14 protein-coding genes and 1 riboswitch are annotated in these 13,627 nt (G+C 61.4%); of the genes, 9 read left to right on the top strand and 5 right to left on the bottom strand.

Annotated elements, in window-relative coordinates:
* Nucleotides 1–71 precede the first annotated feature (71 nt).
* The 6 genes from JOE65_RS14590 to mnhG are packed head-to-tail and all read left to right on the top strand — an operon-like array spanning nucleotide 72 to nucleotide 6,406.
* Nucleotides 72–3,092: a Na+/H+ antiporter subunit A gene (locus JOE65_RS14590; protein WP_205163868.1), complete on the top strand. Its 3,021-nt coding sequence runs from the start codon at nucleotides 72–74 to the stop codon at nucleotides 3,090–3,092.
* Nucleotides 3,082–3,573, top strand: coding sequence for a Na(+)/H(+) antiporter subunit C (locus tag JOE65_RS14585; RefSeq protein ID WP_205163867.1), 492 nt, complete (start codon nucleotides 3,082–3,084; stop codon nucleotides 3,571–3,573). The genes JOE65_RS14590 and JOE65_RS14585 overlap by 11 nt, the downstream gene beginning before the upstream one ends.
* Complete coding sequence (locus tag JOE65_RS14580) at nucleotides 3,570–5,195, top strand: Na+/H+ antiporter subunit D (protein ID WP_205163866.1); 1,626 nt, start codon at nucleotides 3,570–3,572, stop codon at nucleotides 5,193–5,195. Before JOE65_RS14585 ends, JOE65_RS14580 begins: the two co-directional genes overlap by 4 nt.
* Nucleotides 5,192–5,731 (top strand): Na+/H+ antiporter subunit E, encoded by a 540-nt coding sequence (locus JOE65_RS14575; protein WP_205163865.1) that lies wholly within the window; start codon nucleotides 5,192–5,194, stop codon nucleotides 5,729–5,731. The genes JOE65_RS14580 and JOE65_RS14575 overlap by 4 nt, the downstream gene beginning before the upstream one ends.
* Entirely contained in the window at nucleotides 5,728–5,997 is a 270-nt protein-coding gene (locus tag JOE65_RS14570; RefSeq protein ID WP_205163864.1) for an MrpF/PhaF family protein, read from the top strand. Before JOE65_RS14575 ends, JOE65_RS14570 begins: the two co-directional genes overlap by 4 nt.
* Nucleotides 5,990–6,406 (top strand): monovalent cation/H(+) antiporter subunit G, encoded by a 417-nt coding sequence (mnhG, locus tag JOE65_RS14565; RefSeq protein ID WP_205163863.1) that lies wholly within the window; start codon nucleotides 5,990–5,992, stop codon nucleotides 6,404–6,406. The genes JOE65_RS14570 and mnhG overlap by 8 nt, the downstream gene beginning before the upstream one ends.
* A 6-nt stretch (nucleotides 6,407–6,412) precedes the next feature.
* Here mnhG and JOE65_RS14560 read toward each other — a convergent pair whose 3' ends face one another.
* Nucleotides 6,413–6,664: a DUF4235 domain-containing protein gene (locus tag JOE65_RS14560; RefSeq protein WP_239537360.1), complete on the bottom strand. Its 252-nt coding sequence runs from the start codon at nucleotides 6,662–6,664 to the stop codon at nucleotides 6,413–6,415.
* A 131-nt stretch (nucleotides 6,665–6,795) separates the two neighbouring features.
* Nucleotides 6,796–6,925, top strand: a riboswitch (TPP riboswitch).
* Between the two features lie 38 nt (nucleotides 6,926–6,963).
* On the opposite strand from JOE65_RS14560, the gene JOE65_RS14555 reads away from it, so the two are divergent.
* Genes JOE65_RS14555 through JOE65_RS14545 form a run of 3 tightly spaced genes read left to right on the top strand, consistent with a single transcriptional unit; the run spans nucleotide 6,964 to nucleotide 9,874 of the window.
* Nucleotides 6,964–7,590, top strand: a complete 627-nt coding sequence (locus tag JOE65_RS14555) for an ECF transporter S component (RefSeq protein ID WP_205163861.1) — start codon at nucleotides 6,964–6,966, stop codon at nucleotides 7,588–7,590.
* 50 nt (nucleotides 7,591–7,640) lie between these two features.
* The gene (locus JOE65_RS14550; protein WP_338021661.1) at nucleotides 7,641–9,083 is read left to right on the top strand and encodes an ABC transporter ATP-binding protein; all 1,443 of its coding nucleotides are present in this window, start codon (nucleotides 7,641–7,643) and stop codon (nucleotides 9,081–9,083) included.
* Nucleotides 9,080–9,874 carry an energy-coupling factor transporter transmembrane component T family protein gene (locus JOE65_RS14545; protein WP_205163859.1) on the top strand — a complete coding sequence of 265 codons (795 nt, stop codon included), beginning with the start codon at nucleotides 9,080–9,082 and terminating at the stop codon, nucleotides 9,872–9,874. The genes JOE65_RS14550 and JOE65_RS14545 overlap by 4 nt, the downstream gene beginning before the upstream one ends.
* Here JOE65_RS14545 and JOE65_RS14540 read toward each other — a convergent pair.
* The 4 genes from JOE65_RS14540 to JOE65_RS14525 form a co-directional block, all read right to left on the bottom strand.
* Nucleotides 9,871–10,053 (bottom strand): hypothetical protein, encoded by a 183-nt coding sequence (locus JOE65_RS14540; RefSeq protein WP_205163858.1) that lies wholly within the window; start codon nucleotides 10,051–10,053, stop codon nucleotides 9,871–9,873. The two genes, JOE65_RS14545 and JOE65_RS14540, sit on opposite strands and share 4 nt — an antisense overlap.
* A 143-nt stretch (nucleotides 10,054–10,196) precedes the next feature.
* Nucleotides 10,197–11,084, bottom strand: a complete 888-nt coding sequence (locus tag JOE65_RS14535; RefSeq protein WP_205163857.1) for an aminodeoxychorismate lyase — start codon at nucleotides 11,082–11,084, stop codon at nucleotides 10,197–10,199.
* A 14-nt stretch (nucleotides 11,085–11,098) separates the two neighbouring features.
* Complete coding sequence (gene pabB, locus JOE65_RS14530; RefSeq protein ID WP_205163856.1) at nucleotides 11,099–13,129, bottom strand: aminodeoxychorismate synthase component I; 2,031 nt, start codon at nucleotides 13,127–13,129, stop codon at nucleotides 11,099–11,101.
* The gene (locus JOE65_RS14525; RefSeq protein WP_205163855.1) at nucleotides 13,119–13,616 is read right to left on the bottom strand and encodes a low molecular weight protein-tyrosine-phosphatase; all 498 of its coding nucleotides are present in this window, start codon (nucleotides 13,614–13,616) and stop codon (nucleotides 13,119–13,121) included. The genes pabB and JOE65_RS14525 overlap by 11 nt, the downstream gene beginning before the upstream one ends.
* Nucleotides 13,617–13,627: the final 11 nt, after the last annotated feature.

Here is a 13,627-nt window from a genome sequence, read left to right as displayed (position 1 = left end):
CATCGGATAGAATGGTCATTGATTAACCCCGCTGTCCTTGCCCGAGATCATTAGAGTTGCGGAGTTAGATTGTGCTGGTGGTGCTCACCGTACTGTTCACGGTGGCCCTTGTCGCGCCTATGCTCTTCGCTCGGATGGGCCGCAGCGCGTTCTACGTTCTGGCAGCGGCTCCTGCTGCAGCGTTCGTCTGGCTGATCTTCACCTTCTCCCGCTACACACAGGCTGATCAGGGAGCGCTTGCTGGAAGTCCCCATGCCCCACCGGCGCTCCTCCAGGAATGGGTTCCGGAACTCAAGCTCAACCTTGATTTCCGAATGGATGACCTGGCCGCGGTCCTCTCACTGCTGATTCTCGGTGTCGGTGCGCTGGTTCTGTTCTACTGTGCGCGGTACTTCAAGAAGGACGACGCCGGCCTGGGCGCGTTCGGGGCGCAACTGCTGGCGTTCGCGGCTGCAATGTTCGGTCTTGTCACGGCGGACAACCTTCTGCTCGTCTACATCTTCTGGGAAATCACCACGGTGCTGTCCTACCTGTTGATCGGTTACGCGAGGCACCGTCTCTCCGCCCGCCGCGCAGCACTGCAGGCCTTGATCGTCACAACGTTCGGTGGTCTGGCCATGCTCGTAGGGTTCATCATCATCGGAGAGTCCGCGGGCACGTACCGAATCTCCGCGATTCTGGCCGACACCAGCGGGCTGCTGGCTCAGGGTATCTTTGTGGATATCGCCGTCGCCCTCGTTCTGCTGGGCGCAATGACAAAATCTGCTCAGGTTCCGTTCCACTTCTGGCTTCCAGCGGCCATGGCTGCCCCCACACCCGTTAGTGCTTACCTGCATGCGGCGGCCATGGTGAAGGCGGGCATTTACCTCGTGGCCAGGTTTGCGCCGGGCTTCGCCGAGACTGCCTTCTGGGACCCCATCATCATTGTGCTGGGATTGGCCACCATGATCATCGGCGGTTGGCGGGCGCTGCGTCAGTTCGACCTCAAGCTCCTGCTGGCCTATGGCACCGTCAGTCAACTGGGTTTCCTCATGCTTGTGGTAGGAGTCGGCAGCCGTGAGGCTGCGCTCGCAGGTCTGGGGCTCCTCCTGGCCCATGGTCTGTTCAAGGCGACACTTTTCCTGGTGGTCGGCATCATCGACCACCAGGCCGGTACCCGTGATCTGCGCGAACTGTCCGGTCTTCGGCGCAAGGCACCGTGGCTGGCTATGATCGCCGTCATCGGTGCTGCATCGATGGCAGGCCTGCCGCCACTCGTCGGGTTTGTGGCTAAGGAATCCGTGTATGAGGCCTTCGTCCACGGGGTGGAGCACGACGGCGGCTGGACGTCCTGGGTTGTTCTAATTGGAGTCGTTCTGGGCTCAGTCCTGACTTTTGCGTATAGCGCGCGCTTTGTGTGGGGAGGTTTCGGCACCAAGGACCCGGCCGAGGACACGCCGTTCAAGCGGATCGAGCCCGAGTTCCTCGCGGCACCGGCCATTCTTGCCGTCCTCACAGTGGTTCTTGGGTTGTGGGCTGCTCCGGTGGATTGGGTGGTGCAGCCTTATCTCGAGCTGTTCCCCGACGCTGGAACGGAACGGCCGCACTTGGCACTGTGGCATGGGATCACTCCTGCTCTTGGCCTGACCGTGGTGACCATTGGGTTGGGTGTCCTGCTGTTCTGGCAGCGTGGAAGGATGGAACGCCTTCAGCTGCGGATGCATCGCGTTCCGGAGGCCGAACGCCTTTACCGAGGTGCCATCGGTGTGCTCGACGACGTCGCTATCTGGGTCACTGGCCGCACCCAGCGAGGGTCTCTGGCGTTTTATTTGACGGTGATCCTCGGCATGGCAATCATCACACCGCTGCTGTCGATCATCGGCCATGATTTGCAGTTACCTACCAGATGGCACTGGTTCGATGGGCCTGCGCAGGCAGCTGTTGGTGCGGGAGTCATTCTCGGCGCTCTAGGTGCCATCCGCGCCAACAAGCGATTTCTCGCTGTCCTGATGGTCAGCGTCACCGGCTACGGTATGGCGTTGTTGTTCGTGCTGCAGGGTGCTCCAGATCTGGCTCTGACCCAGATGCTGGTGGAGACGGTGGTGCTGGTGGCATTCGTCTTGGCACTGCGTTCGTTGCCGGCACGCCTGTGGGAGAGTCCGCCGGGGAGGCATCGTGTTCTGCGTGCAGTGCTGGGCGTCAGCTTTGGCCTCACCATGATGTTCATTGCTGCCAGTGCCATGGGCTCTCGGGTGGCAGCTCCGGTTTCTCTAGCGTTCCCGGAGCTGGCCCACGACGGCGGCGGGGGCGACAACATTGTCAATGTCACCCTGGTGGATATCCGGGCCTGGGATACGTTTGGTGAAATGTCGGTGCTCGCGATTGCAGCGACCGGTGTGGCGAGTCTGATCTTTGTGCGCAACCGCGGAGACAAGCGGCTGCGCTCAGACGGCGTCGAGTCCGGGTCCGTTGACCGTGACCGCGAGAAGAATTTGGAGGGGTCCAGTCACGTAGCTGCCCTGGATCTTGCGGAGAAGTTCAACACTGTCACCCGCAATAGCTGGCTTGTGGCTGGCCGTACGCTTGCGCCGGAGCGCCGTTCCATCATCTTTGAAGTGGTGGCGCGGCTGATTTTTCACTCGGTCATTGTGTTCTCCATCTTTTTGCTCCTCTCGGGGCACAATGCGCCTGGCGGGGGTTTTGCCGGCGGGCTGATGGCGGGGCTGGCCCTGACCATCAGGTATCTGGCAGGTGGTCGATTTGAACTGGCCGAAGCAACGCCGGTCAGTGCTGGCGCCCTGCTCGGATCAGGTCTGGGGCTGGCATCGTTGACTGCTATGGCGCCGCTGGTGCTGGGTGGACAGGTGTTTCAGAGCGCCATCCTGAAGTTCTCGCTGCCGCTCTTCGGCGACGTCAAGTTCGTCACGTCGACGCTTTTCGACATCGGCGTTTATCTGGTGGTCGTGGGGCTGGTACTCGATGTTCTACGCAGCCTCGGTTCGGAAGTGGACGAACGGACCCAGATGGGAACCGAGGACGACGCCGAGGATTTCCCCGACGGACCATCCGTCTCCGTCGCGACGGCGAAAGACGGTGACGCCCATGAGCGTTAACATCACTCTGCTCGTGGTCATGGGCGCACTCTTTGCCATCGGGATCTATCTTTTGCTGGAGCGTAGCCTGACCCGTGTCCTGCTGGGAATCATCCTGTTGGCCAACGGTGCAAATGTGCTCCTGCTCTCCACCGGGGGTCTTGCGGGCAAAGCACCGCTCTACAATGATAATATTCCAGCCTCGGAATATTCTGATCCGCTCCCGCAGGCCCTGATCCTGACGTCGATCGTCATCTCATTCGCTGTCACGGCATTTATGCTGGGTCTGATCTACCGGTCCTGGCTGCTCGCGCGCCGAGATGAAGTTCAGGACGATGCAGAGGATCGCCGTGTCGCTGCCCAGAGCAGCTTTGACGAAGAAGACGACGCCGAGGTTCCCACCGAAACCACCGAGTTCACCTCACCAGAGGAAAGCGAAGAGAGACCCGGATCCACCAAGGTACGGGATACGCAATACACCGATAGTGAGGACATCCGATGACGCCGGACTTCCCCCTCATATCGATAGCGCCGCTGCCCGTCGTCTTACCGTTCCTCGGTGCTGCCCTGGCCTTCCTCCTCATCAGGAAACCGAAGCTTCAGAGACGGATCAGTGCCGCCGTGCTCACATTGACACTCATCATTGAGGTGCTGCTGTTACTGAACGCCTGGGAGTACGGTGCCCAAGCCGTGAATCTCGGTAACTGGGCAGCGCCATTTGGAATCACTCTGGTGGTGGACCGACTTTCGGCCCTCATGCTTGTGGTGTCCACAGCCGTCAGTCTCGCCGTCCTGGTCTATGCCACGGGGCAGGGCCAGGTAGACGGCGATGAAGATGCACCGGTCTCGATCTTCCACCCCACGTACCTGATTCTGGTGGCCGGAGTCTCCAATGCGTTCCTGGCAGGGGACCTGTTCAACCTGTATGTGGGCTTCGAGATCCTGCTGACCGCGAGCTACGTACTGATGACCCTTGGAGGGTCCGGCCCGCGCATCCGTGCCGGGGTGACGTACGTCGTCGTCAGTGTCATTTCCTCGTTGTTGTTTCTGCTGGCGATCGCCATGATCTACGGTGCCACCGGAACCATCAACATGGCGGATCTGGCGATCAAACTCGAGAATCTGGATTCCGGGATGCAGTTGACCCTGCACCTGATGTTGCTGGTGGCCTTCGGGGTGAAGGCTGCTGTGTTTCCGTTGTCCTTCTGGCTCCCGGACTCCTACCCAACGGCGCCGGCACCGGTGACGGCGGTCTTTGCCGGACTGCTCACCAAAGTGGGCGTCTACGCGATGTTCCGTACGGAGACGCTGCTTTTCCCGGGGGACCGGATCAACGACCTTCTGATGCTCGTTGCACTGCTGACCATGATCGTGGGTATTCTGGGTGCCCTGGCGCAGTCAGACATCCGTCGTCTGCTGTCCTTCACGCTCGTGAGCCATATCGGATTCATGGTGTTTGGACTGGCCATGTCTTCTGTCGCAGGGCTCGGCGCTGCCGTCTTCTACGTGGTTCACCACATTATTGTGCAGACCAGCCTGTTCCTCGTTTCTGGCCTGATAGAACGCCGCGGTGGCAGCGCCAACGTGGACAAGCTCGGAGGTCTCGCACGGCTGTCGCCACTGCTGGCGGTGCTGTATTTTGTTCCCGCCATGAATCTCGCGGGAATTCCTCCGTTTTCCGGGTTTCTGGGGAAGCTGGGCCTCCTGCAGGCAGGAGTGGACCTCGGCACGATGACGGCCTATGTGCTGGTCGTTGGCAGCGTGGCCACCAGTCTGTTGACGCTGTTGGCTATGGCAAGGGTCTGGAACCGGGCCTTCTGGCGCAGACCAGTCGACGCAGTGGACCCGGATCCGGTACTGCTGTTGCCGGTCACTGCGGGCAAGTGGCAAGAATATGCCCCTGAAACAACAGGCACGGACGCCGACGACGACGCTATGTTGGAGAGCAACAGCGCCAGTCTTTCTGCGCCGATGGTTGGATCGACCATGAGCCTCATTGCGCTTGGAATCGCTCTGACATTGTTCGCCGGTCCGCTGGTTGAGTTTTCCAACCTGGCCGCACAGGACATGCTGGAGCGCACCCCCTACATTGAAGCTGTTTTCGGACAGGGATTTGGGCAATGAGAAAACATGCCCCCTTCGTTCAGGAACTTCCACTGATCGTGTGGCTCGTGCTGATATGGGGTTCCCTGTGGCGCGACTTCAGCGGTTCGAACCTGCTCTTCGGCGCCCTGATAGCCATGGTGGTAACTCGGTTCTTTTACCTCCCCCCGGTCGAACTCAGTGGGAGATTCAACATTCTTCACGCCGTGACCTTCGGCGTGAGGTTCTTTGGCAAGGTTGTTGTGGCCAGCCTGGAGGTTTTCTGGTTGGCCGTCCGCCGGGGTCCGCACATCCGGAACGCCGTCGTCGCCGTTCAGCTGCGTAGCAGCTCTGACTTCATCGTGACAGCAACTGGACACACGCTGACACTGATCCCGGGCTCCTTGGTAGTGGACGTTGACCGTTCCACGTCAACTTTGTATCTCCATTGCCTCAACGTAAAAACTCCAGAAGAAGCTGATGCCATTCGTCAAGACGCTCGCTCTGTCGAGGCGCAGATCATCCGTGTGCTCGGGAGCAGGGACGAGCTTGACCGCTTGCGGGAGGAACGATCATGACCATTGTCTTTATCGTGGTCGCTGTCATTCTGGCGTTGGCCGCTGCAGGGGCTATCTTCCGGATTGTTCGGGGTCCGTCGTTGCTGGACCGTGTGCTGGCCATCGACGTCCTGCTGGCCATCTTTGGCGGCGTGTTGGCGGTGGACATGGTCATCGGCGGTCATCTGGATAACCTGGTGCTCCTGGTAGCTATCTCCGTCATTGGGTTCATTGGGTCGGTCACCGTGTCGCGATTTGTCACGGACAGGAGGTTTTCCGGTGTCTGAAACAATTTTCCATGTCATCGCGGCCTTCTGCGTGATCGGCGGAGCCCTGATGTCCCTGGCCGCCGCCATCGGCCTCCTGAGGTTCCCCGACCTCATGTCCCGCATGCATGCGGCTACCAAGCCGCAGGTGCTCGGTCTGTGGTTTTTTCTTGCCGCAATCGCCGCCGAAATGCGGAGTTGGACGCTACTGCCGGTACTACTAGCGTGTTGGGTCCTTCAACTGCTCACAGCTCCCGTCGCCGCGCACATGGTGGGCCGTGCGGGCTACCGCACCAAGTACCTTCGCAAAGAACTGCTCAGCATCGACGAGTTGGACGACGTGGTGGAACACGCTGCCAGGGAACAAGAGCTCGGTGACAAAGCAAAAACAACGGGTGCCTCCCCAGAGGGAGACACCCGTACGGAGTAGCCGGTTTTAGACCTGAGAACGGGTCCGCGCAAACCGGTTGATTGCCTTCTGAGTTTCGCGGTTGGTCAGAACCTGAATCAGGGTTCGCACGGCACCTGAGACCAACCCGAAAACCAACGTTGAGCGCAGCGTGTTCTCCAGCGCATCCGTGCCTTTGGGCGGGCCATCGCCGGTGGCCTTCTCCCAGATGGCATCAACGATCTTGGCCCCGGCGATACCGGCCGCGAGGCTGATCAGGGATCCGAATATCTTTAACATTTTCTCCACGGTGGCTCCTTGCTATCAGACGGAAGCTATCAGGTTGCTCAGGCTTTCTCCCCTAGCCTAGCGCCAGTCGTCCTCCGGGCGTAGCTGTGTGTAAGGTAGTAGGCACTGAGAAATCAGTAAAGACATTACGACAGGGGAGCGTTGCCTGTACCGGGACTCCGGCCACAGGTTGAACGCTGAGAGTGCGGACCACCGCAGACCCTCGAACCTGCTCCGGTTAGTACCGGCGAAGGGAGTCGAGCATCTCAAAGTGCCAGGGCATTTTCCCCTCCTGACTCCAGGAGGATTTCATGAATGAACAAGTTACCAGCACTGCACCACGCAAGCCGCGCTACCGCTGGCGGGTGGTGGACATCGTTGTCGCGGCGCTGATCGCCGTCACCGGCGGGGTGATCTTCTGGCTGTGGTCCCTCGGTGCCGGGCCCGTTGGGGTTCTGACTGCAGCGTACCCGCCGCTGGCTGGGCTTTATAGCGGTGGCTGGGTCATCCCGGCTGTCCTCGGTGCACTCATCATCCGGAAGCCGGGCGCAGCGTTCTTCTGTGAAACGGTCGGCGCTATGGGTGAATTGCTGATGGGCTCAAAGTACGGTGTCGCCGTGATGGTGTCCGGAATGATTCAGGGTCTGGGTGCCGAGCTGATATTCGCTGCCTTCGGCTACCGGAAATTCACGCTAACGGTTGCGCTTCTGGCAGGCGGCGCCGCAGGACTATTCATGGGGCTCAATGACACCATTGCCCCGTGGGGCTGGAATATCGCGTGGGCACTGGATCACAAGATCGTCTACATCCTGTGCTGCGTCGTTGGATGCGCCATCCTCGCCGGCGTTCTGTCCTGGCTGGCAGCGCGCGGGCTTTCACGCACCGGGGCCCTGAGCGCATTTCCTTCGCGCAACGCGGCGTCCGAACCAGTGCTGTGAGCCTCAGCGCGCAACCCCGGCTTGGGGTGAAGCCAGCGGAAATAAAGGCGGTGAACTGGGGCTGGCGGCACTCTGGCCGCGAACAGTCGGCGGTCAGCGGACTGGACCTTCACATTGAACCCGGTGAGAAAGTCCTCCTCCTCGGGCCCTCCGGTGCTGGAAAATCCACACTGCTGCACGCCCTGGCCGGAGTTCTCGGGGCCGAGGAGGACGCCGATGAGGCCGGTTCGCTCACTATTGATGGACAGAACGCCAACGGTCTGCGCGGTCGTGCAGGGCTCATGCAACAGGATCCGGAGTCTCAGGTCATCCTGTCCCGCGTGGGCGACGACGTAGCGTTCGGAGCAGAGAACCTCTCGGTGGAACCCACCGAGATCTGGCACCGGGTCCGTTCCGCGCTCACCGCCGTCGGGCTGGACGTTCCGCTGAACCACCCGACGTCGCACCTCTCCGGAGGCCAGAAGCAACGGCTCGCGCTCGCCGGAATTCTCGCCATGCAGCCGGGTCTGATCCTCCTGGATGAGCCCACGGCCAACCTTGACCCGGAGGGCGTCACGGAAGTCCGTGATGCCGTGGCTCGTGTCCTTGAAAACACCGGAGCCACACTCGTGGTGGTGGAACACCGAGTGGACGCGTGGATCGACGTCGTGGACCGGGTCGTTGTGCTCGAGGCAGGGGGTGGGGTTTCTATGGACGGCCGCCCGGACGTCGTCTTCCTGCAGGCAAGGGATCGACTCATCTCGGCTGGCGTATGGGTTCCCGGATACTCTCCTGAGATAAAACCCAGGGAGACCATGGGCAGCGGCACGCCACTGCTGGAAGCTACGAACCTCGCTGTCTCGCGTGAAAAAGCGCGACGGCGGTTCCGGCCGGAGCCGGCGGCGTCGGACATCAACGTGGTCGTCAAGCGGGGCAGGGCGTTGAGCGTGACCGGTCCCAACGGGGTAGGCAAATCGACGTTCGCCCTCACTCTTGCGGGGCTGCTGCCCGCACTGTCCGGTGACGTGGGCGCCACCGCTGAATTCGCCGGGAACCTTGGTAGCAACCCGGCTCGGTGGAAGGCCCGGGACCTCATCACACGGATCGGCACCGTTTTCCAGGAGCCCGAGCACCAGTTCGTGACCGGAAGGGTCTACGACGAGCTCGCTTTTGGGCCGCGGCAGGCCGGGCTTCCGGATGGCGACGTCGCCGCGCGGGTGGATGAACTCCTGCAGCGGCTGCGCCTGGAATCCCTGGTGGAGGCCAACCCCTACACGCTCTCCGGCGGTGAAAAGCGGAGGCTGTCCGTTGCGACCGTGCTGGCAACCCGCCCCGAAGTGCTGGTGCTCGATGAGCCAACATTCGGGCAGGATGCCAATACCTGGGCAGAACTCGCGTCCCTGCTGCTCGGTCTTCTGGACAGCGGAACGGCGGTGGTGTCCGTGACCCATGATGCCTCTTTTACCCGTGTCCTTGGCGGAGCGCGGTTGGAACTTGGAAAGGACGCTTCATGAGAGATGAACTGTTCAACCCGGACAACACCGCGTTACTCACCCGCGCCAATCCGCTCGCGAAACTCATCGCCGTCGTCCTGGTGACGTTCACCTTGGCGGCATCCATTGACTGGGTCTCGGCCTCTGTTGCCCTCGCACTGGAACTGCTGCTGCTGCCGCTGGCTGGGATGAGCCTGGTCGCCTTGGCCAGACGCGGGTGGCCGCTGGCTGTCGCGATCATTCTGGGCGGGTGGAGCACGGCAATTGTTGCGGAAGACTCGGGTGCCATCCTGCTGAACCTCGGCTACGTGGACATCACGGAAGGATCTCTGACGGCGGCCGTTGCCATCACAGCCCGCAGTTTTGCCGTCGCGCTCCCCGGGATCCTGCTGATGGTCAGCACTGATCCCACCGACCTTGCGGATTCGTTAGCGCAACAAGCCAAGCTGCCACACCGGTTTGTATTGGGGACGCTGGCTGCGATGCGTCTGATCGGTCTCATGATTGAGGAGTGGCGGACGCTGGGCATGGCTCGGAGGGCACGCGGTGTCGGATCGATGGGCAGCCCATGGGCGCGATTCAAGGCGAATCTCTCGCAGGCGTTTGGGCTGCTGGTGCAGTCCATCCGGCGTGCTTCCCGACTGGCTGTGACGATGGAAGCGCGCGGCTTCGGAGGCGAGCATCGAACCTGGGCGCGCAAAGCAACCTACGCGGGCATGGACGTGGTGGTGGTTCTCGGCGGAGTGCTTGTGGCCGGCGCCGCGATGGCCGCTGCGATGCACCTGAACACGTGGAACCTGGTCTGGGGCTAGCCCGCGTTTCCGTCCTGCTTTTCGGAGGAGTCTTCCGAATCGTCAGACTCCGGTTCCTTGGCCTCTGCGTCTTCGTTGCGGGGGCCGGGGCCGCCGTAACCGCCTTCATCCATATCCTCTAAACCGCCACCGATATCAGGATTTTGGCTGGATTCGGCCTTGCTGTTCTGTTCAGTCATGACAGATCCTTTCGTCATCTTCAGGTCATCACGTCCAAGCCTAGCGACCCAACGGTGCGAACTGAATGGCTGCCGGTCGAGTTTTTCTGGCCCTCGCAGCTGTTAGTCGTCTGACGAGTTCTTCACAAGTCCACGTACTCGAGCTACAGCGCAGACTCAAGTAGTGCCGTGAGTTCCACCGTGAGTGCGTTTCCCGCGTCCGAGGTAGTGCTTAGAGACTGGCCATCGATGGAGTTCACCGGTGCCAGCAGCCTAATGCTCGAGGCAAGCCAGACGCCGTCGGCCTCGAACAGGTCCTGCGGGACCAGCGGACCGTACCCGAGACACCACCCGGCAGCGTCCGCAGCGGTGAAGAGGGCGCCCTGCGTGGTGCCGGGCAGTACCCCGCTCTTCAGTAACGGCGTTTGCAGGGTTTTCACGCCATCCCGGTCGGTGGCCAACAAGACCGTGGACGTGGGTCCCTCAAGAACCATGCCGTCGGAGGACGTGAAAATCGCGTCATCGAAACCTTTGGCGTGGGCGTATCGCAGGGCCGCCATATTGACTGCGTAGGAGAGAGTTTTTGCGCCCATCAACAACCACGGGGCCCGCTCTGCGGCGGTGCTATTGTAGCCACGATCCAGCAGGGTGATAGCTAGGCCCGCTTCGCGTTGCTGTCGGGACTTTCGAGTGACAGCGGATACTTGGACCCAGGCCGTCGGTGCGGAAGCACCTTCCACCCCACGCGTGACAAGGAGTTTAACCACGAGCTCCGACGCCGGATCCTCAGCATGGTGGCGGGCGATCGCCGTCGCTATAGCCCGTTCCCATTGAGCTGGAGCCGGAATCGTGAGTTCAAGGCTGGCAGCCGAGGTTGCCAGCCGATCCAGATGCGCCTGAAGCTTACGGGGTTTACCATCGCGGGCCAGCAGGGACTCAAACACTCCGTCCCCCCGGGTGGCTCCCAGATCGGTAGCCATCAACTGTGGTTTTGAAGCGTCGGCGATTCGTCCGTTGGGGTGAATGGGGTCGAGGAACACCAGAACTGTCATGCGGCCAGCATAATTTACGTGTCGGCGGGAAACTGCTTTCCCAGCGCTGTCAGCACACCGTGCGCTTTGGTGCGTACCTCGTCCCACTCGTCGCCCGGCACCGAGTCTGCGGTGATGGCGCCTCCAACGCCGAGACTCAGGTCGAAACCGGCATCGACACGGTGCATGACAAGGGTCCGGATAACCACCGACAGTTCAACGGCACCAGTGAGCGAGAAGTAGCCGACCGCGCCGGAGTAGGGCCCGCGTGGTCCCGTCTCCAGCCGGTCCAGAATCTCCATGGTGCTGATTTTGGGTGCCCCGGTCATCGATCCGGCGGGAAAGGCGGCTGCGATCGCCTCCGCACGGGAAGCGTCAGGACGCAGTTGCGCATCGATGGTGCTGACCATCTGATGGACGGTGGTGTAACTTTCGACGGCGCATAACCGGCTGACGGCCACTGTTCCGGGGACTGCGAAGTGGGAGAGGTCGTTGCGCAGTAGATCCACGATCATGATGTTCTCGGCCCGGTCCTTCGGCGATCGTTCAAGTTCGTGCCGGAGGGCCGCATCCGCTTCAGGATGTGCCAGGCGGGGACGTGTTCCCTTGATAGGTTCCGCCCGCAACGCCCCCTCAGCGGTGATCGAGAGAAAGCGCTCCGGCGATGAACCGGCAAGGTGCAGATCTCCAAAACGCAGGTAGTTGGCAAAAGGGGCAGGGCTACCACGGCGGAGGGAGCTGTAGACCTGCACTGGTTCGAGCCGGTCCGCGTGAGCCGTCAACTCCGTGGTCAGGCACACCTCGTAAGAGTTGCCGGCACGGATCTCGTTCTGAGCTGAGAGAATTTTGGCCAGGTAGTCTTCCCGCGTATCTCGCACCGTGAAGTCGCCGCACTCGGGAACGGGCAGGTTATCGTCGAACGTCTCTGCTGCCCTGAGCACAGCGCTGCGGGCACAATTCAGCCAGACCTCAGTGTCGTCATCCGGGCGGCCGTCGCTGAGCGTCAACAGGTACGCGACGTCAGCAAGGTGATCAAGAACGACGGCGCGCCCTGCGAAAATCAGCGATGCATCCGGAGTCCGTGCGGGACCGGCCCGGTCCGCGCCTCCGGACTCGCGCTTGAGCTCGTAGCCCAGATATCCAAGCCACCCCAGGGTGAACCCGCAAGGGTAATCCGGCGGAGTCTCTACCGGTGCTCCAGCCCAGACGGCATTCAACCACCGAAAGAAGGGCTCCCGAATACGCACGGTGACTGGCCCACCGGCGAGCACAGTGGTCCCGCCGTCGTGCCGTGCGGTCCGTCCATGTGGTCCACCATCGTCGGCCAGAATGCTGAATCGGTTACGATCATTGAGCTCGTGTGTATTGGAACTATCCAACCAGACCGTATGGTCCGATTCGGCGTAGAGCGCAGCAAAAAGTGCTGAAGCATTATTGCGTGCCGGCAATTTCTCAACCCGCACGGACAGGGCCGGACGGGGCACGTGGGATAGCCTTCCGGCCAGCGCGGGAAGTTCGAGAAGCGCCTCGACGACGAGTGCGGGAGTTCCGGGACCCTGGTGTCCTTTAACAACAACGTCGGCATCTGCGGTGACGTCATCAGCAGAAAGCCACTGCTCCTCCTGCTCCGCCCACCGGTCCCAAAACGGTGCATACGCATCCCCATCACGGGCCAAGGCCATACGGCAGCGCAGATCCTCGGCCGCATCGATCCAGATCACTGCGTCCAGAAGCGACCGAGCCGCAGAACACGCTGCGCCTACACCCTCCAGAAGGACGACGTCGGAGGGCTCTGTATACCGCAATGGACCGTCGTCGCCCGCTTCCCAATCCCAGGTCCGCCATGCGGCAACCTGTCCAGTATGCAGGGGAGCCAGAACGTCGCTGACATAACGCTCCATTCCCGGCCGAAGTCCGTCCCAGCCGGGGTAGATGTCCTCAAGATGAAAAACGTTGACGCTGAAATGCGCACGCAGCAGGACCGCGAGCTCAACGGTGAGCGTCGTTTTACCCGCGCCGGACAGGCCGTCGATGGCAATGAGCAGCGGACGGGGGCTAACGGTCACGAACGACGTTTTTCACATGGTCCACAACGCCGGGGACCGCGCCGTTGATGAGAGCCCACGTGGTTTCGAAGTCTTCCTTGTCGCCGAACCAGGGATCGTAGATGCCCAGCTCACGCAGCGGAACCCCTGCTGACGAGGGCTCGAACTCCCGCATGAGTCGCACCTTTTGGCTCGACTCGGCATCCGGTGCGTTGGCGCGCAGGTGCTCATAGTGATCGAGGTCCAGGGCCAGAATCAAGTGCCGGTCTCTGTACCACGACGCCTCAAAATGCCGAGCAACGTGCTCAGCGCTCGCAAGGTCCTGCGACGCGAGTTTGGCCGCAGCACGCGGGTCAATCGGCTTTCCGACCTCCCACTCGGTGGTGCCGGCTGAATCCACGCTCACGACATGCTGGAGCCCGGCCTCCATGAAGGCCCTGGCCAACATGATTTCAGCCATGGGGGAGCGGCAAATATTTCCGGTGCAGACTGTAATGACCCGATACATGTGTTCATTCT

This window comes from Arthrobacter roseus (genome assembly GCF_016907875.1).
GTDB classification, from domain to species: domain Bacteria; phylum Actinomycetota; class Actinomycetes; order Actinomycetales; family Micrococcaceae; genus Arthrobacter_J; species Arthrobacter_J roseus.
The sequence above is the reverse complement of the archived record's forward strand: the minus strand, read 5'-3'. Positions and strand labels throughout refer to the sequence as shown.